Source organism: Gilvibacter sp., assembly GCF_965601605.1.
Taxonomy (GTDB): Bacteria; Bacteroidota; Bacteroidia; order Flavobacteriales; family Flavobacteriaceae; genus Gilvibacter.
Window position 1 is genome coordinate 60,262 of sequence record NZ_CBFCWJ010000025.1, and the last position, 20,844, is coordinate 81,105.

Genomic DNA, 20,844 nt, shown 5'->3' on the forward strand with positions numbered 1-20,844 from the left:
GGGTTTGTATGGCTTTCTGCGGAATGGGTACGGTCTTTGCTGCTTCCTTAAACGACTGTTAAATCAGACAGAACTGGGAAATAAAGTTGTAATTTAGAAGTTTACAAGCGCGTAAAGGCCCTATATGAGCACTTTTGGAATCATCCAGCAAAAGCTGGAACAATTTATTAAAAAATACTACACCAATGCCTTGATCAAGGGTAGTTTGTTGTTTTTGGCAACAGGTTTACTCTATTTATTGATCACGCTTTTGGTGGAGCATTTCTTGTGGTTGGATTCTACTGGTCGCGCTATTTTATTCTGGACTTTTGTTGCTGTTGAGGTACTGCTCTTTGTTCGATTCATTGCCTTGCCGCTGACCAAATTGTTTCAATTGCAAAAGGGAATTACCCATGAAGAGGCCTCGCGGCTAATTGGAAACCACTTTCCCGAGGTCAGTGATAAGCTGCTCAATGTCATTCAGCTGAATCAGAATCAGAGAGAATCTGAGTTACTCGCCGCAAGCATTGACCAGAAAGCCGCGGAACTGGAACCCATCCCTTTTAAACGCGCCATAAATTATGCAGGGAACTTACCGTATCTAAAGTATGTGGCCATTCCTGTTTTGCTCTTTGTGGTTATTAGCATTTTGGGTGGGAAAGAGCTGTTCACAGACTCTTACAAAAGGGTTGTGAATTACGACACGGCCTATGAACCACCTGCTCCTTTTGCCTTCTTTTTAGAGAACGAGTCTTTAGATGCTATCCAACACCAATCGTTTACGCTGCGCGTAGCGACTTCCGGAGATATCATTCCAGAATCGGCCTATTTGACTTATGAAGGCCAACGGTTTTTAATGAAACCTGTTGGACCCGGTTTGTTTCAATATGACTTTAAACGACCGAATACAAACCTGGATTTTCGCCTTACAGCCAATGGTGTAACCTCTATTCCGTATACCTTAAATGTGATTGAAGTGCCGAGTTTGGTAGCTATGGAAATGCAGTTGGATTATCCGGGGTATACAGGAAAGACCGATGAGGTTTTGACCAATTCGGGGAATGCGACTGTTCCTGAGGGCACGCAGATTACTTGGAAGTTACAGACTGTTCAAACACAACAAGCGTTGCTAAAAACAAAAGACAGCGTCTACAGTTTTTCCGATGACGCCGGTGCATTTGTAAAGGATCTGAGGCTTTTCAATGACCTGGATTATGCCATTACAACTTCCAATGAGAACTTAAAGGAATATGAGAATTTGAACTTTGCCATTAATGTGGTTAAGGACGAATATCCCAACATTCAACTCAACAGTCAGCGGGACAGTATAGATGATCAGATCACCTATTTCTTAGGTCGAATTTCTGATGATTACGGCTTGCGTAAATTAGATCTGGTTTACTATCCAAGCGGAGAAGAAGCCAAGGCTGTTCGGGAGGATCTACCCATCAACGGAGGCACTTTTGATCAATTTGTCGCTACTTTTCCAGGTCAATTGAACCTTGAAAAGGGCGTGGCCTATGAATATTATTTTGAGGTCTTTGACAACGATGGTTTGCGCGGAGGAAAGAGCAGTAAAAGTGGAATTTACTCCTACAGAGAGTTGACCGATTCAGAAACCGAGGACAAACAACTCGAACAGCAAGAAGAGACCATTGACAATTTGGACGAGACGCTCCAAGAGATGAAAGAGCGAGAAGCCTTGCTTAAAGAGCTTTCAAAGACTCAGAAAGAAAAGGCCAATCTGAATTGGAATGATAAGAAGAAGCTCGAGAATTACTTTAAACGACAAGAGCAACAAGATGCCTTAATGAAGAAGTTTTCCAAGCAGTTGGAGAACAATTTGGACAAATTCCAACAAGATGAGGAGGATCCGTTTAAGGAGCAATTACAAGAGCGTTTGAAGGAGAATGAGGAGCTCCTCAAAGAGAATGAAGAGCTACTCAAGGAGCTTCAAGAAGTTCAGGATAAGATCAACAAGGAAGAGTTGTCTCAAAAGTTGGATCGACTCGCCAAGAATAATAAGAATCAGGAGAAGAATTTAGAGCAACTTTTGGAACTGACTAAGCGCTATTATGTATCGCAAAAAGCGCAGAAAATTGCTAATGATCTTCAAGAGCTTGGAAAGAAGCAGGAGGAGTTGAGCAATGCTCCAGCAAATGAAAATACTACAGAAGCTCAAGAAGAACTCAATGAAGCTTTTGAAGAGCTTAAGAAAGAGTTGGACGAACTCAGAAAAGATAATGAAGACCTAAAGGAGCCTATGTCCATTCCTCAGGACAAAACCGGAGAGAATCAAGTCACAGAAGATCAACAAGACGCTACAGATGATCTAAAAAATAACGATCAACAACAGGCCAGTCCTAAGCAACAAAAGGCAGGTGAAAAGATGCAGGAAATGGGTCAGCAAATGCAACAAGCAATGGCTGGAGCCTCCATGGAGGGCATGGAAGAAGACATTGATATGCTGCGTCAGATCTTAGACAATCTTGTAGTATTCTCCTTTGAACAAGAAGCCTTGATGGAAGACTTTAAGCGCATTGATTACAACAGTGCAGTCTTCTCCACAAAACTAAAAGCTCAAAATAATCTCAAACAGCACTTTGAGCATATTGACGATTCCATTTTTGCCTTAGCACTGCGTCAGCCTATGATAGGCAATAGTATCAATGAGCTCATAACAGATGTATCATTCAATATAGAGAAGTCCTTAGAGCGCTTGGCTGAAAACCGAGTAATGATGGGTGTAAGCAGCCAACAATACACAGTGACGGGCGCGAACGATCTCGCTGTTCTGTTGAGTGGTGTTTTGAGCAGTATGCAGAATCAAATGATGATGGGCGCTGGTGCTGGTAGTGGTAGTCAAGGCCGTGGATTCCAATTACCAGACATAATTCAAAGTCAAGAGAGTTTGAATGAACAAATGAAGAAGGGTACAAAACAAGGCCAGCAAGGAGAAGGCCAAGGTCAGGGTCAAGGCGAAGGAGAAGGTGAAGGTGAAGGTCAGGGCCAAGGTGAGGGTGAAGGAGAAGGCGAAGGCGAGGGCCAAGGAAACAGTAACGGCAATCGAGAAAGTAACGGCGGTTCAGATGAAGATATGAACGGAGAGTTGTTCCGCATCTATCAAGAACAGCAAATGTTGAGGAAGCAGCTTGAAGACAAGATGGGAGAAGAAGGTCTAAAAGGAGCAGGAGGTGATATTCTCAAAAAGATGGAGGAGATAGAAGAGGAGCTTTTGGAGAAAGGTTTTAATGAGCGAACTTTGCAAAAAATGACGGAGCTGAAGTATGAAATGCTCAAGTTGGATGAAGCTACTTTTGAACAAGGGAAGGAACAAAGAAGAGAAGCTACAACCAATCAAAAAGATTATACCAATCCGCTTTTGCCATCGAGTTTGGAGGTTAAGAAATATTTCAACACGACAGAGATTTTGAATCGTCAAGCCTTACCGATGAAACAGGATTATAAGAAACGCGTACAAGATTATTTTAAAGGACAGGATGGATAACATCAACTTTGAAAACAGGACAGACCGTTCCATTTTGGAGTGGGAACGCGTTCAGAAATGGCTTAGTGATTTATGTGCCAATCACGGTTTCAATGCAGGAGATATTTCTTATTTGTTTTGTGATGACGATCACTTGTTGAAGGTCAATAAGCAATACTTAGATCACGATACGCTTACTGATATTATCACCTTCGATTATACTTTTGGAAAGACCGTATCGGCAGATATTTTGATATCACTAGAGCGAGTAGCGGATAATGCGGCTGACTTTAAAGTGACTTATGATCAGGAGTTGGCACGAGTTATGGCTCACGGCGTCTTACATTGCATGGGTTTCAAGGATAAAGACGATGCGGATCAGGTTTTGATGCGTGAAGCAGAAGAAAAAGCGATTCAACTGTTTGAAAATCAGTAAAATAAGGCTGATTTGGCCACTTTTTTCATATATTATTTAGTACTATCTTTGCAGGGTTGAATTTTAATGTTCCACGTGGAACAATAAGAGCTTATGTTTGCTGAATCTTATGATGTTATTGTAGTTGGAGCTGGGCACGCCGGATCAGAGGCTGCTGCCGCTGCTGCCAATATGGGTTCAAAGACACTGTTGATCACAATGAATCTGCAGAACATTGCCCAAATGAGTTGTAATCCCGCTATGGGTGGAATTGCAAAGGGCCAGATTGTTCGAGAGATTGATGCCCTTGGAGGCTACAGTGGAATAGTGAGTGACAAGACGGCCATACAGTTTAAGATGCTCAACAAATCAAAAGGGCCTGCTATGTGGAGTCCGAGAGTGCAGAGTGATCGTATGCTTTTTGCTGCGGAGTGGAGAGCGCTTTTGGAGCAAACACCCAACCTGGACTTCTATCAAGAAATGGTCTCGGGCTTGATTATAGAAGGTGATAGAATTGCTGGGGTAAAAACAAGCTTAGGAATTGAAGTGCGCGCCAAGGCGGTAGTGCTCACCAATGGAACTTTTCTTAATGGGTTAATCCATATTGGAGAGAAACAATTTGGAGGAGGTCGAGCAGGAGAAAGAGCGGCAACTGGTATTACCAAAGAGCTCGTTGATTTAGGTTTCGATGCGGGTAGAATGAAAACCGGAACACCACCCCGAGTGGATGGAAGATCTCTGGATTTTTCAAAAATGTCGGAACAACCTGGAGATATCAACCCGGCAAAATTCTCCTATTTACCAGAGATAAAACCTTTGACCGAGCAACGCTCTTGCCACATGACGTACACTAGTAATTTGGTGCATGATTTGTTGCGAGAAGGCTTTGATCGCTCACCCATGTTTAATGGGAGAATAAAAAGTATAGGCCCTAGATATTGTCCTTCAATTGAAGACAAAATTCATCGCTTTGCAGATAAGGATCGCCATCAACTTTTTGTGGAACCAGAAGGATGGCATACGGTTGAATATTATGTAAACGGCTTCTCTACATCCTTACCAGAAGAGGTCCAATTTAAAGCGCTTAGATCTGTAGCTGGTTTTGAGAACGTGAAGTTTTTTAGACCGGGTTATGCTATAGAGTATGATTACTTTCCGCCGACACAATTGAAACACACTTTAGAAACAAAACTGGTTTCTGGATTGTTCTTTGCGGGTCAGATCAACGGAACTACAGGATATGAAGAGGCAGGCTCTCAAGGTCTAATGGCGGGAATAAATGCACACCTTAAAGTGCATGAAAAAGATCCTTTCATTCTAAAACGCAGTGAGGCTTATATCGGTGTTTTGATTGATGATCTTATTACCAAAGGAACGGAAGAGCCTTATCGAATGTTCACTTCTCGAGCAGAGTATCGCACCCTGCTTAGACAAGACAATGCAGACTTTAGATTAACCCCAAGATCGTATAAAATTGGTTTAGCGTCTAAAGAGCGTTTGCAAAATATGGAGCAGAAACAAGAGGCTTCAGACAACTTTATTCACTTCTTTAAATCTACTAGTGTGAGCCCGGAATTGGCCAATCCAATTCTAGAATCTAAGGACAGTGCAGTAGTAAAACAGAGCGATAAAATGGTTCGGATGTTCTCCCGTCCTGGTATTACCATGGAGGACATGAAAAAGATCCCAGCGGTCTTTGATTATATCCATGACCATAAGCTCACCGAGGAGGTGTTGGAGCAAACGGAGATTCAGGTAAAATATGCGGGCTATATTGAGAAAGAAAAGAACAACGCAGACAAACTGAACAGACTTGAAGGGATTTCAATTCCAGAGAATTTTGATTACTCTAAACTGAAATCACTTTCCTTTGAGGCGAAAGAAAAACTTTCTAGCATACGTCCTGCGACCATTTCTCAGGCGTCTCGAATCAGCGGAGTTTCCCCCAATGATATCTCGGTGCTTTTAGTGTATATGGGCCGATAATATTTTAAATGTTCCACGTGGAACATCTCCTAATGAACAACAACAGATCTCAACTTAAATCGCGTTTAAAAGTCAAAGACAATTTTCTGAGTGGGGAAGAATTTCACCTGCTTTTCGATTCGGATCTCAACATGATGTACACCGATCCAATTCCAAAGGATCTTGCCAAATATTACGACAGCCAGGAATATATTTCTCATACCGATTCTAAGAAAGGATTGACCGCCACCTTATATCAATGGGTCAAATCTTGGGCGCTCCGTTCCAAGATCAATTTGGTCGAATCACATGTAGTAGGAGAGCGGGTACTTTTAGATATCGGAGCGGGCACAGGAGACTTTTTGTTGCAAGCCCAAAAACGCAATTGGAAAGTTTCAGGAATTGAAACGAGTGATCAAGCTCGTGAGTTAGCTGCCGGCAAAAATTTGGATTTAATGGCAGAGCGTCCTGGCGGATTAATCCCAAGACCGTCTGCAGTAACCTTATGGCATGTGCTAGAACATTTACCAGATCCCAAAGAGTATTTAAAATGGATCCATACTCAATTAAAGGATGAAGGGATTTTAATTATTGCTGTTCCTAATTTTGAAAGCTGGGATGCCAAACATTACGGAGCAGATTGGGCAGCTTTGGATGTGCCGAGACACCTCTGGCATTTTTCAAGATCTAGCATTGAGAAGTTGACTCAAGATGATTTTGTTTTGGAAGCTGTCAGACCTATGGTTTTTGATTCCTTCTATGTCAGTTTGCTTTCAGAAAAATACAAACACGGAAAGTCCAATTTGTTCCGTGCATTTTTCAATGGATTTCGTTCCAATATGAGCGCTTGGGGCACGGGAGCATATTCTTCCTTGATTTATGTCCTTCGGAAGCGCTAATTCTTGCATAGAACGGCCTGTATAATTCTTTACGGCCTAAAACAACAGAATGCCTTAGGGATTTTTAAAACGCGCTTAAATCGCCTTATTTGAAGCCTGTTTCAATAGATGACGTTTATGAATATTCAAAAAATCAATAATTTTTACTTATGAAGCCTTTTTGTGGATCAAACGGGTGAGTGAAATGGCTAAATCAGAGAAAATGATTTTTGGATTTCCATTGCGTTCCACATGATATAAAGCAGAAGAAATATTGGCAATTATTTCTTGAATGTTTCCTTCGTGAATGAAGGGAGCGAATTTCGTCAGATCAAAATCTGGACTCTCGGGAGTGTAGTATACGATCTCTGAAGCTCCATAATTGATCAATAGGGCATCTCTAAAAAACTCTGTGCAGAATGCCAGAAATTGTTTTTGAGTTTCCCGACCGCTTCCGGCTACTTCTTCACTCCAAGCCAAAAGATCATTAATAGCCATTTTATTGCCTTTGGCTTTAAAGGCAGTTCTAACCCAATAGAGGAACCAACGCTCAAAAAGAACATTATCTCCGTCATGCAGGTGCAGGTGAACTGCTTTATTGAAATCTCCTTCTGCGCGTTTGGCCAAACCTTGAGCTGTGGCCACATCCATGTCAAACTTTTGCTGCAAACCAGAAGCAATGGCTTCTTGGGCCAAAAGCGGGAAATTGAGTTTTTGACAACGTGAACGAATAGTTCCTATAATTTGCTCTTCGTTTTCTGCGATCAAGATCAAAACAGAATCAGCAGGCGGCTCTTCCACTAATTTCAAGATCTTATTGGCGCATTCGGTGTTCATTTTATCAGCCATCCAAACAATCATCACCTTGTAGCCTCCTTGATGTGATTTTAGCGAAAGCTTTTTGACCATATCCTGGGCCTCATCCACGCCAATGCGTCCCTGCTTGTTTTCAATACCGATGTGTTGATACCATTCAAACAAACTGCCATAAGGTTTTTCTGCCACAAAACTTCTCCAAGAATCTAGGAACAGATCAGAGACAGGGTGTCTTTTTACCTCCGTGGTGGTGGCTACTGGAAATACAAAATGTAAGTCGGGATGTTGCAATTGTCGAACACGCTGGACGACTGCCGATTGATTGTCTAAATTATTGATAGACAACAATTTAGCTGCGTATTCGATAGCAATTGGCAAGACTCCAACTCCGCTGGGACCCACAAAAAGCTGCGCATGAGGCACTCTTCCTTCATCCGCAGAGACCTGCAGATGCGTAACCAGGTGTTTGTGACCCAAAACAGTATTGAAAAGCATGGGCTAAAGATAAACGTTTTGGCAGGATATAAACACCCTAAAATCTGCTATCTTTACAGCCCTAGAATTGTACCGGAGAAGACCGGTCAATGAGCACGCAAAACAGATTATTAACCTTAAGAACAGCCACTTTTGAAAACTCTTGCCGATATTAATTTTGAAGACAAAAAGGCGGTGATCCGCGTGGATTTCAACGTACCGCTAAATGACGAATTTCAGGTTACAGATACCACGAGAATAGAAGCTGCTAAACCCACGATCATTCATATTCTAGAAGCAGGAGGAAGCTGTATTCTCATGTCGCACTTAGGTCGACCAAGCGGCCCTCAAGATGAATTTTCCTTGCGTCACATTGTAGATACGGCAAGTGACATCTTAGGAGTAAGTGTCAAATTTGTGAGCGACTGTGTTGGCGCTGAGGCAGAAGCTGCAGCGGAAAATCTAAAACCAGGAGAGATCCTACTGCTTGAAAACTTAAGGTTCCATCCAGAAGAGAAATCCGGAGATGCGGACTTTGCAAAAGCTCTGGCGGGATTGGGAGATGTTTATGTGAACGATGCATTTGGAACTGCTCACCGAGCACATGCATCAACAGCGGTAATTGCTCAGTTTTTCCCAGAGTTTAAGTGCTTCGGAAACTTATTGGCCAAAGAAATTGAAAGCGTTGACAAGGTGCTTAACAACAGCGAAAAACCTGTTACTGCCATTTTGGGAGGAGCAAAAGTGTCTTCTAAGATCACCATTATTGAAAACATTTTAGATAAGGTTGACCACTTGATCATCGGTGGTGGTATGACCTTTACTTTTATAAAAGCCCAGGGCGGATCTATTGGAGAATCCTTAGTGGAGGATGACAAAATGGAGCTGGCTTTAGAAATTTTAAAGCAGGCCGATGCTAAAGGCGTGGCTGTTCATTTACCATCAGATGTTTTGGCCGCAGATGGCTTTGCCAATGATGCCCAAACCCAAATATGTCCAATCAATGCTATTCCAGATCAGTGGATGGGACTAGATGCTGGCCCAGCAACACGTGAGTCTTTTGCAAAAGTTATTGCCGAGTCTAAAACCATCTTGTGGAATGGTCCCGTAGGTGTCTTTGAAATGGAAAGCTTTGCCAACGGAACAATTTCCCTAGGAAATGCCATTGTTGATGCCACAGAGAATGGAGCATTTTCTCTAGTTGGAGGGGGAGATTCTGTAGCCGCAGCCAAGCAATTTGGTCTTGCAAAAGGCATGAGCTATGTTTCTACCGGAGGCGGCGCCATGTTGGAGATGTTGGAAGGCAAAACACTTCCTGGGGTCGCATCAATTTTAGATTAACTATTATTTAAGTCTTTTAAGCAACCTTTTTAATATCTTGAGACTAGTTAGTATTAACAAAACTTGAGATATTATGAAGAAAACACTACTCTTCTTAGCTGCGTTGGCAGCTGTAAACCTTTCAACAGCACAAGTTGAATTAATCAGTAACGGTAGCTTTGAAGATGGGGCTTTGGGTCCTTGGACCGTAGCTGCAGTTGGATCCACAGATGGAGGCCCAACCAGTTGTACTGAGAATTGGCGCGTACAGTCCAATTCCTTTGATGTTTGCGGATTTGTTGACGATATAGATCCTACAGACGGTTCTTTTGCGGCCTATACTTCCTTTGATGGAAACACAGAAAACACGGAGTGGATTCTAGAGCAAATGATCTCGATTCCTGCAACCATTGTTGCAGCCGATTTCTCCTTTGATTTTGCGGCTAATTTTGACTTCACCTTAGGGGCAGATATCACTATCCCGCGTCAGTTGCGAATTGATTTGTACCGTATGGACGGTACTCCGTTCTCCAATTTTTGGATCGATGACTTTATTGATCCTACAGGATTAAGTGTCAGCTATTCAGAAACTGTTGACGTGAGCGGATTGCTCTCTGGAATTGAAGGACAAAACGCATTCATTCGTATCACAGCGTCGATTCCAGAAGCGGCTACTGGACCTTCTAAGGCGATGCTAGACAATGTTTCTTTTATTGTTGATGACGGCCTGAGTGTAGACGAGTTTAGCTTGGGAACTACCCTAAGTGTAAGTCCAAACCCATCCAACGGGGCCTTTACCTTAACCAACAACGGTCGCGATCTAATCCAGGGAGTATCACTATACGATATTACCGGAAAGCGCCTTAAGGATTGGAGCTTTAACCAGGGAGGAAAAACGCACACCTTGAACGCTGATCTTCCTAGTGGAGTTTATCTGCTGAAGGTCTTCTCAGAGTCCAGCGCAGCCACCAAGAAATTGATCATTCAATAATTCACAAACCCGCCAATCGGCGGGTTTTGTACTTTAATAGGGCAAAGAAACGTTAAACAATTGTGTTTGCCAGTGCGAATACTTAATTTGCAAAACCTTATGAGAGCCCTTTCTGTTTGCTTTTTATTGCTATTCTTCGGTCAGAGTACCCTGCTTTTTGGCCAAGAGAATGACGACCCCAGAACCGACCTTCCTAGAGATACCATTCAGGTGGTTGATACCTTAATGACTACCGTAAATCAAGGAGATTTTAGTTCCGTGGAGCTTTCCACAACAACTAAAGATTCTGTGGTCTTTGCATTGAAGGACGACCCAATGGCGAGCAGAATGGACAGTCTTTGGCTGAGTGAACTCTCCAATAATGACCTCTATCAAGAGCTTTACACTACGGTTACCGATCTGGATTACAAACCTGTTGAATATGAGGAGCTTCCCACGGAAGTCTTAAAAGAACGTCTAGAAGCTATTGATGCCAAAACGCCATTCAATGTGGAATATAATCCGCAGTTGGAAAGTGTGATTAAATACTATTTAAAAAATCGACGCCGATCTATGGGAAGGCTAATGGCCCGTGCCAATTACTACTTCCCCATGTTTGAAGAGGCTTTGAATCGACATGAGATCCCGCTAGAATTAAAGTATCTGGCCATTGTGGAATCGGCCTTGGATCCAACTGCAAAATCACGTGTTGGAGCAACCGGGTTATGGCAATTCATGTTCACTACAGGAAAGATCTATGATTTGGATGTGAGTTCTTATGTGGACGAGCGCTCAGATCCGCTTATGGCCACTGAGGCTGCTTGTAAATATTTAAAGACGCTTTATAATTCCTTTGAAGATTGGGATTTGGCATTAGCTGCGTATAATTCCGGTCCTGGAAATGTTTCTAAGGCCATTAGACGCTCTGGAGGCTATACCAACTACTGGAATATTCGTGGGAATCTGCCGCGTGAGACCGCTGGTTATTTGCCGTCTTTTCTAGCTACGATGTATCTCTTTGAATATGCAGAAGAGCACGGTTTTAAACCCACAGAAGAGAGCACTTCTTACATTGCCACAGATACGGTAAAGGTAAAGCAGCTCATCACTTTGGAGCAGGTCTCCAGATATACCAATGTTCCCGTGGAACAATTACAGTTTTTAAATCCGAGTTACTTTTTAGGAATCATTCCGGTGGTTAAGGATGAAGATTATGTGCTGCGTTTGCCGATCCAAGCCATTGGTCCCTTTGTAGCCAATGAGGATGCTATTTACGGACTTGCTACGGAGGAGATTGCGCAACGCGAAAAGCCCTTGCCTGAGTTTGTTGCTCAAGATGCAAAGATCCGATACCGCGTACGCAGCGGAGATTATTTAGGAAAAATAGCCAATAAATACGGGGTCAGAGTATCCCAAATAAGGCGCTGGAATAACCTGAGAAGTGACAATTTGAGGGTAGGTCAACGCCTGACCATTTATCCCAGGAACCCAGGCAGAGCGCGGACCAGCTCCGCAGCTACCACAACCACCAACAGTCAAGGAGCAAAGGTCTATACGGTGAAGCAAGGAGACTCGCTTTGGAGCATCGCTCAAAAATTTCCTGGAGTTAGTGTGGAGAATATTAAATCTTGGAACGATATTAGTGGTACTGCTTTGAAACCCGGAATGAAACTCAAGGTCTCAAAGGGGTAAAAAAAATCAAACAATGAGAATACGATACTTTTTAGCATTGCTAGGCGTGCTTGTTTTAGCCGCTTGTACTAATTCCGAAAAAGAACCGGCCCGTATCTACGCCGAATCCAACGGAAACATCAACAACTTGCAAATTGTAATGAGCAATGATCTTTGGGAAGGTCGTGTGGGAGAGGCTGTGAGGTCTGTATTTGCTGCACCCGTGGACGGTTTACCACAAGATGAGCCAATGTATAACATGAATCAGATTCCGCCATCAGCATTCTCTGGTTTTGCCAAGTACAACCGCACCTTTGTTCAGTTCTCACAATCAGACAGTACTTATGTGCGCTATGCGAATAATCCTTATGCAAAGCCACAATTAGGGGTATTTGTAGGTGCTCCAGATAAGGAAGGACTCATCAATACGCTCAATGAAAAATCTGAAGATATTTTAGCAGCCATTAAGGCTACAGAAATTGCAGAAAAGCAACGTCGTATCAACAAATCCTTGATGAGTACGGCCCCACTTCAAGAGAAGATGGGCGTAAATATGATGATTCCTACGGCCTATCGTGTGGCTAAAGAGGAGGACAACTTCCTGTGGATCCGTAAAGACATTCGTACTGGGAGTTTGAACATTATTGTTTATGAGGTAGGATTAGACGCTATAGATCCGAATGGAGAGGTGATCAACAATATCATCAAACTGCGCGACTCTATTGGTGGAGATAATGTCACTGTTGATGAAGGCGGACGTTTTATTACAGAAGAGGCTTACGCTCCCTTTATTTTTGAATCGGAGATCGATGGCAAATTTGCCTATGAAACCAAAGGTACCTGGGAAGTCCGCGACAAATGGATGGCTGGGCCGTTTGTGAACTATGCCATTAGAGATGAGGCCAACAATCGCTACTTAATCGTGGAAGGCTTTACATTTGCACCGTCCATAGATAAACGGGATTATCAATTTGAACTGGAGGCGATCTTAAAGTCACTCAAGTTTGAGAACAAGTCATAAAAAAAGCCGCTCTAAGAAGCGGCTTTTTTAATATATCTAACTCGGGATTATTCTTCGATCTTTTTGTTGGAATCGTCCTCTTTAGAGGCGTCTTTAAACTCTTTGATTCCGCTTCCTAATCCACGCATAAGTTCTGGGATCTTGCGGCCACCAAAAAGAAGCAGTACAACTACTGCGATCAAAACAATTTGAGGCCAACCGATTGCCAAAGGAATGATAAGTGCGTTCATAGTCATTGAATTATTAAACAAATGTAACAAGAATTCGTTAGAAAAAGCGTTTTTATACCAACTTTAGCACCGAGTAGCACCGTTTAATTATCTTTGCCTCTAAGGTCTTGTTTCATGAACAACAAAGAATCCAAAAGACAGCGAATATCCCGCAAGTTGTTGCACAAATACCGATTGGTTGTGCTCAACGACGACACCTTTGAAGAACGCTTTTCTTTCAAACTGAATCGCTTGAACGTCTTTGTATTCTCAGCCTTTTTTGCCTTGTTTCTCATAGGCATTACGACACTGATCATTGCCTTTACTCCTTTGAGGGAATACATTCCTGGTTACTCATCCACGGCTTTAAAGAACAAGGCCACAGATCTGGCCTATACTACAGACTCCTTGCAACAGGTTGTGGCCATGAATGAGCAGTATATCGCTTCTATTAGACGCGTTTTAAGTGGAGATGTGAGTACGGTGAATTTCAATCGAGACTCTATTTTGGAGGCTGCAAAAGTGGATATTTCTGAAGTAGACCTCAATCCATCCAAGGCAGATTCGCTTTTGCGCGATCAAGTGGAACAGGAGGATAAGTACAATATTTTTGAGTCAGACAATCAAAAGAACTTCGTTTTGTTCCCGCCGGTAAACGGCACTTTGACAGATGCCTATGATCCCAATAACAAACACTTCGCTGTAGACATAGTTGCGGCTAAGGACGCTCCGGTCAAAGCCGTGGCAGATGGAACGGTGATCTTTGCTAGTTGGACTACGGATACGGGTTATGTGATGATCATTGATCACGGAAACAACCTTATATCAGCCTATAAACACAACTCATCTTTGAGTAAGGAACAAGGAGATCTGGTCTCTTCTGGAGAAGTGATCGCCATTGTGGGCAATACTGGAGAGCTCTCTACAGGGCCTCACTTGCATTTTGAACTCTGGAGCGATGGTTACCCTATTGATCCTTCTCAATTCATTGATTTTGACTAAGGCCTTATGTCGTTAAAATCCTTTGCAGCGAAAATATTGGCCAAACGCGTAAAACGCGGGATAGAGCGCTGGGCGAATGCACCTAAACAAACGCAATTAGCAGTACTACAAAACCTAGTTCAAACGGCAAAAGACACTCGCTTTGGAAAGGATCATAATTTTGTGGCTATTCAAACCCCCGAAGAATTTGCGGCTCGGGTTCCAATCCGGGATTACGAAGCGCTGCGCCCTTATGTGGATGAGGTTGTAGCTGGAAAACCCGATATCCTTTGGCCAGGCAAGCCCCTTTATTTTGCCAAGACTTCTGGAACCACCTCCGGAGCTAAATACATTCCGCTTACCAAGCAGTCCATGCCAGAACACATCAAGGCAGCGCGCAATGCCATTCTCAGTTATATCGCAGAGACGGGGAATGCAGATTTTGTAGATGGAAAAATGATCTTTTTGCAGGGCAGCCCTGAGATGGATGAGAAGAACGGCATTAAAACCGGACGCCTCTCTGGGATCGTTGCCCATTATGTGCCGAGCTACTTGCAAAAGAACAGAATGCCGAGTTGGCAAACCAATTGCATAGAAGATTGGGAAACCAAGGTTGATGCCATCGTAGAAGAGACCATTAGGGAGGATATGCGCGTTATTAGCGGGATTCCTTCTTGGGTTCAGATGTATTTTGAACGTTTGATTGAGCAGGGAGCTAAACCGGTTGGAGAGCTCTTTCCTAATTTTAATTTATTTATTTACGGCGGAGTCAATTTTGCGCCTTACAAAGCGCGTTTTGAGCAGCTCATAGGAAGGTCTGTCCCAAGTATTGAGCTTTTTCCTGCTTCTGAAGGATTCTTTGCTTTTCAAGACAGTCAAAGCGAGAAAGGAATGCTGCTTTTGCTCGATGCAGGTATTTATTACGAGTTTGTCAAAGCCGAGGAATTTTTTGAGGACAATCCCAAGCGCCTTCCGGTTTGGGAAGTGGAACTTGGGGTGAATTACGTCATGCTCATTTCAACCACAGCCGGGATGTGGGGATACAATTTGGGAGATACCGTTCAGTTTACCAGTTTGGCTCCTTATCGCGTGATTGTTTCGGGCCGAATAAAGCACTTTATTTCTGCCTTTGGTGAGCACGTCATCGGTAAAGAAGTGGAGCAGGCCATGAAGAGTGCTATTGATAAGTTTGGATTGCAGATTAACGAATTCACGGTAGCTCCGCAGATCACTCCAGAATCTGGATTGCCTTATCACGAGTGGTTAGTAGAGACAGAATCCTTGCCGGATGACCTATCAGAGATCGCGGCTTGGATCGACCGAGAAATGCAAGCCCAAAACACTTATTACCTGGATCTGATTAAAGGATCAATTCTAAGAACCCTAGTTATAAGCCCATTAAAACCAGGCAGTTTTAAGGCCCATATGAAGAGCAAAGGCAAGCTGGGTGGGCAAAACAAGATTCCTAGACTGTCCAACGATCGTAAAATAGCGGACGCCCTTTTGAGCCTGCAAGGCTAATTTCTGTATCTTTGAGACCAAAATCGGTATGGCAGTTAATTCAACGCTAGAACGAACCAGAGCCCAAGAAAGTACCGCGGCCATTGAGCGCATGTACATCACAATGCGTCATTTATTCAACCGCGGCTTCTACAAACCCATGGGAGTTTCTGGGGAAACACTTCGAGATTCATTATTAACCCTTCAACCTGAGATCTACGGCTCAATAGCTGACGAGAAGATAGAGCTCAATGGTCTGCTGTATGTCATGGACCGCCTTCCTTATGGAATAGAGGAATGCAGTTATATCAATTTGACCAGTAATGAAGGTTATGCCAACTCGCACTTTAAACCGATTGTTCCTGCCAAGCGCCGTAGAAACTGTTACCGCATAGACAAAGAGCAAATGAATATTGAGGTCACACGTGGCCGCTCTGAGATCTATGATATCCTTACGCACTTGACCTTTCTCTATATTGAATCACACAAGATCATGGAGCGCGTTTTGATCGATGATGAAGGAGAATACATCCGCGATTGGAAGAAGGTAGAAGAGGCCGTGGCTAAGAATTCCAAGCTCAGTCAGGTAGACAAGGAGATCGCTATTACGCACATTGCGAACATTCTTGGACGCACTTTTGAAGAGGTGAGCAGCGTTTATTCCAGCTTTAGCTGTAAAGAAAACCCGAACAGATTCATCAGTATTATCTACCATTTGGGCAAATTGGCCTTGGATGAACACCTCAATAACACCAAGCGTTTAATCACCTTCTCTCCAGTATTGCGTGAACGCCTCGGTCACCACATCCACGGAGAGCGTTGGGCAGATAACATCAAAAAAGAACTCTTCAATAAAGATTGGTTGGACCGCCCAATCCACATCATCAGTGCTAATATGCATTCGGTGATGAATACCCTGTACGCCAAACGTGCGCTACCTGCAGAATTCACTAAAAAATCTCCGCTTGAAGTATACCAAACCTTAAGCAAGGAAGAGAATAAAACACTTAGAGCTAAGGTCTTTAAGCAAGCGCAAAAGGAGGGGATGATCTACTTAAAGGACAGTAGCGGGACCAATATTGACGTTCAGATCTTTGACACCGAAGCGCATCCGGACTATAAGAAAACCGACTCAGACGCAACCTCAGCGGCAAATGAGCATCCAATTATCGTGGTTATGGATTACGCCTTTGGCGAGCAGGCCTACGAAACCATGGATGAATTGCTCAAACCTTATCAATGTGATAAGGGCAAAAAGCACTTTTTGAACGTGGAGTCCGTTTCCATTATGGGGAAGGCTGGAATCCTAGAAGGGGATAAGGGAGATATTATGATCCCGAATGCTCATATTTTTGAAGGAACAGCCGACAATTATCCTTTTAAGAACAGGCTGAAAAAGGCTATGTTTGCCGATGATGATGTGAACGTTTGCACAGGAGCCATGATCACAGTTTTGGGAACCTCCTTGCAGAATAAAGATATTTTGCAGTTCTTTCACGAATCAACCTGGAATGTGATCGGTCTAGAAATGGAAGGAGCGCATTACCAAAAGGCCATTCAATCGGCTTCGAGAATTCGGGGAAGTATTGCCAAAAAGGTTCGTGTGAATTATGCGTATTACGCGTCTGATAACCCCTTAAAAACGGGTAGCACACTGGCCTCAGGAGGGTTAGGAACAACCGGAGTAAAACCCACATATCTGATCACAGAAAAGATATTGGAACAAATATTAAGCTAACTAACAATGAGTGATTCTAAGAATAAACCTGCAGAAGAATTAGATCTATTTTTCTTTTTTAGCGAGATCAAAAAAGTATTCAGGTCTTGGGTGAGAGCTTTTTTCAAAGGCTTTGATTTTGCCCGCAAACGCTGGTTGATCATTTTGATTTTGATCCTTGTAGGGGTTGGAGCGGGTTATTTTTTAGAGCAGAATAGTTTCTCTGGAAATAAAGCCAAGATCTTGTTGAAAGTCAATTTTGACATGGGGAACTATTTATACAACACCGTAGATGTTGTTGATAAGAAGCTCAAAGCTGGTGATACTGAATTTTATCAGACCCTTGGATTGAATCCAAACAATCCTACAATCAAAGGCGTTGAACTCGTGCCGGTAATAAACGTTCACGACATCACGGATGATTTTGAGGACACCAACAGAAACCTCGATGCACTACTGCGTTATGTGGAGTTCAATATGGAAGAGGAAGAGCTGTATCAAACCTTTACCACCAATTACAACTATCATTATTTAACGGTTTCTCTCACGGGTCAAGGCACCAATGATGACCTTGAGCGATTGATGAATTATATCAACGCCAATCCAATCTTAAAAGAGTTTCGTGATACTTCTGTGAAGACAATCAATGAAAAACTGGTAGCTAACAAGCAAACCATTGAGCAAATTGAGCTTTTTATGCAAAAGTATTTGGAACAGGAATCCGATCAGCGCGCTTTGGGAACTCAGTTTTATGTAGAGCGTGAAACACGCCCAGATCTGCTGTTAGAGACTAAGAATGAATTGCTAACGGAGAATCAAGAGCTGAACGATGCGCTCGTGTTTTATAAGCAACCTATTTTGGCTTTAGGCGGTATGCAGGTTTATCCAAAAGAGCCAAGTCTATTGGATAAGAAGATGATCCTGCTTCCTATAATGCTGGTTTTTATCTTCTTATTTCTAGCTTACCTGCGTTATATGTATTATTACCTAAGACGCATTGCAGATGCCCCAGAAGAATAGATCCATACTGGTTACCGGCGGAGCTGGTTTTATCGGCTCCAACTATATAAAAATGCTCTTAGAAGAGACCGATCACCAGGTGGTCAATCTTGACAAGCTCACTTATGCCGGAGATCTCAGAAACCTTGAGTTCGCTCAGGGAAATCCAAACTATCACTTTGTAGAAGGGGATATTTGTGATTCCGAATTGATCCATCGATTGTTTGAAGAGCACCGGTTTGATTCCGTCGTTCATTTTGCTGCGGAATCTCATGTAGATAATTCCATCACCAATCCCGATGCCTTTGTGCAAACCAATGTAGTGGGAACGCACCGATTGCTTCACGCGGCCTATACACACTGGATGGAAGGTCCAAATCAGCTAAAAGAAAACTCTGCCAACGCGCGATTTTTACATGTTTCTACCGATGAGGTTTACGGAACTTTAGGAGATAAAGGCCTTTTTACAGAAGAAACACCCTATGCTCCCAACAGTCCGTATAGCGCTTCCAAAGCAGCTTCTGATATGTTGGTGCGCAGCTATTTTCACACTTATGGCTTCCCTGCGGTAACCACTAATTGTTCCAACAATTACGGACCCCATCAGCATAGTGAAAAGCTCATACCTACTATAATTAGATCTGCCATTTCTGGCAAGAACATTCCTATTTACGGGGACGGACAAAACATTAGAGATTGGCTCTATGTAGCCGATCATTGCCGCGGCGTGCACAAAGCATTGCTTACCGGAAAGCTCGGCGAAACTTACAATATTGGCGGAAAGAACGAGCGTAATAACCTCTACATTGCCAACTTCATCTGTGAGTTATTGGATCAAAAAGCACCACGAGAAGACGGGCAATCTTATAAAGAACAGATCAGTTTTGTAACTGACAGACCGGGTCATGATTTTAGATATGCCATAGACGCTTCCAAAATATCCACGGAGTTGGGTTGGGAAGCGCAAGAGCATTTTGAATCGGGCATGGATAAAACTTTGAACTGGTATTTAAGTAATAAAAACCGCCTAGAAGCATGAAAGGAATCATATTAGCCGGAGGCTCAGGAACAAGATTACATCCGCTTACCATTGCCGTGAGCAAACAGCTCATGCCGGTTTATGATAAGCCCATGATTTACTATCCGCTAAGCACTTTGATGTATGCTGGGATTCGTGAGATTTTGATCATTTCCACTCCAAAAGACCTTCCGCTTTTCAAAACTCTTTTGGGAGATGGAAGCCAGTTGGGATGCTCGTTCAGCTATGCGACCCAAGCAGAACCCAAAGGTTTGGCAGAGGCTTTTATCATAGGCGAGGAGTTTATTGGCGACGATAAAGTGGCTTTGATCTTAGGAGACAACATCTTTTACGGAAGCGGTCTTAAAGAACTTCTCCAAGCAAATAACGACCCAGACGGAGGTATTATTTATGCCTATCATGTGAACGATCCGCAACGTTATGGCGTTGTTGATTTTGATGCCGACGGCAAAGCCGTGAGCATTGAAGAGAAGCCAGAACATCCTAAGTCCAACTATGCCGTTCCTGGAATTTACTTCTACGACAATCGTGTGGTTGAAATTGCCAAAAACATTCAGCCGAGTGCGCGGGGTGAATTGGAAATCACCGATGTAAACAACGTGTATTTGCAACAAGGCGATCTGCAAGTTGCCGTTTTAGACAAAGGAACCGCTTGGTTAGATACGGGAACCTTTGAATCCCTTATGCAAGCCAGTCAGTTTGTTGAAGTCATTGAACAGCGACAAGGATTAAAGATCGGCGCTATAGAGGAAGCGGCATATGCCATGGGTTATATCGATAAGTCTCAACTCCAAAAGCTCGCAGCACCTTTGGTTAAAAGCGGCTACGGCAGCTATCTCATGCAATTGGATTAAATGAAAGTTACTCCGACACCCATACAAGATTGTTTTTTGATCACTCCGGATGTGTTCCAGGATGAGCGCGGCTACTTCTGTGAAACCTTCCACAAAGAAAAGTTTGAAGCCTTAACGGGGATTGCTACGGACTTTGTTCAGGACAATCAATCCCGATCTAAAAAAGGCGTGGTTCGCGGGCTGCACTTTCAAAAGGCTCCGCATCAGCAGGCCAAACTGGTTCGTGTGATCAGTGGTCAAGTTTTGGACGTGGTTGTTGATCTGCGCAAAGACTCTCCCAGCTTTGGACAGCATTATTCTGTTGTACTCGATGAGGAAAATAAAAATCAACTCTATATCCCACGCGGATGTGCCCACGGTTTTGCTACGCTTTCCGAGCATTCCGTCTTTGCGTATAAATGTGATGCGTTTTACAATCGGGAATCTGATTCGGGAATTCGCTTGGACGACGCAACCTTCGGGATCGATTGGCGTCTACCCAAAGATCAAATGATTGTTTCTGAGAAAGATCAGAACTTGCCATTGTTTGATCCAACTAACTTCTAACCA

17 protein-coding genes are annotated in these 20,844 nt (G+C 43.2%); 15 read left to right on the forward strand and 2 right to left on the reverse strand.

What is annotated here, in order from left to right; all coding sequences use genetic code 11:
- Positions 1–124: 124 nt before the first annotated feature.
- The 4 genes from ACSLP7_RS06840 to ACSLP7_RS06855 all read left to right on the forward strand — a co-directional run bounded on the left by ACSLP7_RS06840 (position 125) and on the right by ACSLP7_RS06855 (position 6,745).
- Entirely contained in the window at positions 125–3,487 is a 3,363-nt protein-coding gene (locus ACSLP7_RS06840) for a DUF4175 family protein (protein ID WP_435578606.1), read from the forward strand.
- Entirely contained in the window at positions 3,480–3,902 is a 423-nt protein-coding gene (gene ybeY / locus ACSLP7_RS06845) for an rRNA maturation RNase YbeY (protein ID WP_435578607.1), read from the forward strand. The genes ACSLP7_RS06840 and ybeY overlap by 8 nt, the downstream gene beginning before the upstream one ends.
- A gap of 93 nt (positions 3,903–3,995) precedes the next feature.
- Positions 3,996–5,867 carry a tRNA uridine-5-carboxymethylaminomethyl(34) synthesis enzyme MnmG gene (gene mnmG / locus ACSLP7_RS06850; RefSeq protein ID WP_435578608.1) on the forward strand — a complete coding sequence of 624 codons (1,872 nt, stop codon included), beginning with the start codon at positions 3,996–3,998 and terminating at the stop codon, positions 5,865–5,867.
- 17 nt (positions 5,868–5,884) lie between these two features.
- Positions 5,885–6,745 (forward strand): class I SAM-dependent methyltransferase, encoded by an 861-nt coding sequence (locus ACSLP7_RS06855; protein WP_435578609.1) that lies wholly within the window; start codon positions 5,885–5,887, stop codon positions 6,743–6,745.
- Positions 6,746–6,892: 147 nt separating this feature from the next.
- Here ACSLP7_RS06855 and ACSLP7_RS06860 read toward each other — a convergent pair whose 3' ends face one another.
- Complete coding sequence (locus tag ACSLP7_RS06860) at positions 6,893–8,035, reverse strand: ATP-binding protein (protein WP_435578610.1); 1,143 nt, start codon at positions 8,033–8,035, stop codon at positions 6,893–6,895.
- 132 nt (positions 8,036–8,167) lie between these two features.
- Here ACSLP7_RS06860 and ACSLP7_RS06865 point away from each other — a divergent pair, with 132 nt between their 5' ends.
- The 4 genes from ACSLP7_RS06865 (at position 8,168) to ACSLP7_RS06880 (ending at position 12,996) form a co-directional block, all read left to right on the forward strand.
- The gene (locus ACSLP7_RS06865; protein WP_435578611.1) at positions 8,168–9,355 is read left to right on the forward strand and encodes a phosphoglycerate kinase; all 1,188 of its coding nucleotides are present in this window, start codon (positions 8,168–8,170) and stop codon (positions 9,353–9,355) included.
- Positions 9,356–9,428: 73 nt separating this feature from the next.
- Complete coding sequence (locus ACSLP7_RS06870) at positions 9,429–10,325, forward strand: T9SS type A sorting domain-containing protein (protein WP_435578612.1); 897 nt, start codon at positions 9,429–9,431, stop codon at positions 10,323–10,325.
- 99 nt (positions 10,326–10,424) lie between these two features.
- Positions 10,425–11,996 (forward strand): LysM peptidoglycan-binding domain-containing protein, encoded by a 1,572-nt coding sequence (locus ACSLP7_RS06875; protein WP_435578613.1) that lies wholly within the window; start codon positions 10,425–10,427, stop codon positions 11,994–11,996.
- A gap of 13 nt (positions 11,997–12,009) precedes the next feature.
- The gene (locus ACSLP7_RS06880; protein WP_435578614.1) at positions 12,010–12,996 is read left to right on the forward strand and encodes a DUF4837 family protein; all 987 of its coding nucleotides are present in this window, start codon (positions 12,010–12,012) and stop codon (positions 12,994–12,996) included.
- 47 nt (positions 12,997–13,043) lie between these two features.
- Here ACSLP7_RS06880 and tatA read toward each other — a convergent pair whose 3' ends face one another.
- Positions 13,044–13,226: a twin-arginine translocase TatA/TatE family subunit gene (gene tatA / locus ACSLP7_RS06885; RefSeq protein ID WP_291187230.1), complete on the reverse strand. Its 183-nt coding sequence runs from the start codon at positions 13,224–13,226 to the stop codon at positions 13,044–13,046.
- Between the two features lie 114 nt (positions 13,227–13,340).
- On the opposite strand from tatA, the gene ACSLP7_RS06890 reads away from it, so the two are divergent.
- Genes ACSLP7_RS06890 through rfbC form a run of 7 tightly spaced genes read left to right on the forward strand, consistent with a single transcriptional unit; the run spans position 13,341 to position 20,841 of the window.
- Positions 13,341–14,207, forward strand: coding sequence for a M23 family metallopeptidase (locus ACSLP7_RS06890; protein ID WP_435578615.1), 867 nt, complete (start codon positions 13,341–13,343; stop codon positions 14,205–14,207).
- 6 nt (positions 14,208–14,213) lie between these two features.
- Complete coding sequence (locus ACSLP7_RS06895) at positions 14,214–15,707, forward strand: GH3 auxin-responsive promoter family protein (RefSeq protein WP_435578616.1); 1,494 nt, start codon at positions 14,214–14,216, stop codon at positions 15,705–15,707.
- Positions 15,708–15,735: 28 nt separating this feature from the next.
- Positions 15,736–17,424 carry a DUF6909 family protein gene (locus ACSLP7_RS06900; protein WP_435578617.1) on the forward strand — a complete coding sequence of 563 codons (1,689 nt, stop codon included), beginning with the start codon at positions 15,736–15,738 and terminating at the stop codon, positions 17,422–17,424.
- Positions 17,425–17,430: 6 nt separating this feature from the next.
- Entirely contained in the window at positions 17,431–18,423 is a 993-nt protein-coding gene (locus ACSLP7_RS06905; RefSeq protein WP_435578618.1) for a hypothetical protein, read from the forward strand.
- Entirely contained in the window at positions 18,407–19,441 is a 1,035-nt protein-coding gene (rfbB, locus tag ACSLP7_RS06910; RefSeq protein WP_435578619.1) for a dTDP-glucose 4,6-dehydratase, read from the forward strand. The genes ACSLP7_RS06905 and rfbB overlap by 17 nt, the downstream gene beginning before the upstream one ends.
- Positions 19,438–20,295 carry a glucose-1-phosphate thymidylyltransferase RfbA gene (rfbA, locus tag ACSLP7_RS06915; RefSeq protein WP_435578620.1) on the forward strand — a complete coding sequence of 286 codons (858 nt, stop codon included), beginning with the start codon at positions 19,438–19,440 and terminating at the stop codon, positions 20,293–20,295. The genes rfbB and rfbA overlap by 4 nt, the downstream gene beginning before the upstream one ends.
- Positions 20,296–20,841, forward strand: a complete 546-nt coding sequence (gene rfbC / locus ACSLP7_RS06920) for a dTDP-4-dehydrorhamnose 3,5-epimerase (protein WP_435578621.1) — start codon at positions 20,296–20,298, stop codon at positions 20,839–20,841.
- Positions 20,842–20,844 lie beyond the last annotated feature (3 nt).

Bases quoted from the DNA above. Each gene is read 5' to 3' on its own strand.
- ACSLP7_RS06840 (WP_435578606.1), top strand. From the start codon at position 125: ATGAGCACTTTTGGAATCATCCAGCAAAAGCTGGAACAATTTATTAAA.
- ybeY (WP_435578607.1), top strand. From the start codon at position 3,480: ATGGATAACATCAACTTTGAAAACAGGACAGACCGTTCCATTTTGGAG.
- mnmG (WP_435578608.1), top strand. From the start codon at position 3,996: ATGTTTGCTGAATCTTATGATGTTATTGTAGTTGGAGCTGGGCACGCC.
- ACSLP7_RS06860 (WP_435578610.1), bottom strand. From the start codon at position 8,035: ATGCTTTTCAATACTGTTTTGGGTCACAAACACCTGGTTACGCATCTG.
- ACSLP7_RS06870 (WP_435578612.1), top strand. From the start codon at position 9,429: ATGAAGAAAACACTACTCTTCTTAGCTGCGTTGGCAGCTGTAAACCTT.
- ACSLP7_RS06875 (WP_435578613.1), top strand. From the start codon at position 10,425: ATGAGAGCCCTTTCTGTTTGCTTTTTATTGCTATTCTTCGGTCAGAGT.
- ACSLP7_RS06880 (WP_435578614.1), top strand. From the start codon at position 12,010: ATGAGAATACGATACTTTTTAGCATTGCTAGGCGTGCTTGTTTTAGCC.
- tatA (WP_291187230.1), bottom strand. From the start codon at position 13,226: ATGAACGCACTTATCATTCCTTTGGCAATCGGTTGGCCTCAAATTGTT.
- ACSLP7_RS06890 (WP_435578615.1), top strand. From the start codon at position 13,341: ATGAACAACAAAGAATCCAAAAGACAGCGAATATCCCGCAAGTTGTTG.
- ACSLP7_RS06895 (WP_435578616.1), top strand. From the start codon at position 14,214: ATGTCGTTAAAATCCTTTGCAGCGAAAATATTGGCCAAACGCGTAAAA.
- ACSLP7_RS06900 (WP_435578617.1), top strand. From the start codon at position 15,736: ATGGCAGTTAATTCAACGCTAGAACGAACCAGAGCCCAAGAAAGTACC.
- ACSLP7_RS06905 (WP_435578618.1), top strand. From the start codon at position 17,431: ATGAGTGATTCTAAGAATAAACCTGCAGAAGAATTAGATCTATTTTTC.
- rfbB (WP_435578619.1), top strand. From the start codon at position 18,407: ATGCCCCAGAAGAATAGATCCATACTGGTTACCGGCGGAGCTGGTTTT.
- rfbA (WP_435578620.1), top strand. From the start codon at position 19,438: ATGAAAGGAATCATATTAGCCGGAGGCTCAGGAACAAGATTACATCCG.
- rfbC (WP_435578621.1), top strand. From the start codon at position 20,296: ATGAAAGTTACTCCGACACCCATACAAGATTGTTTTTTGATCACTCCG.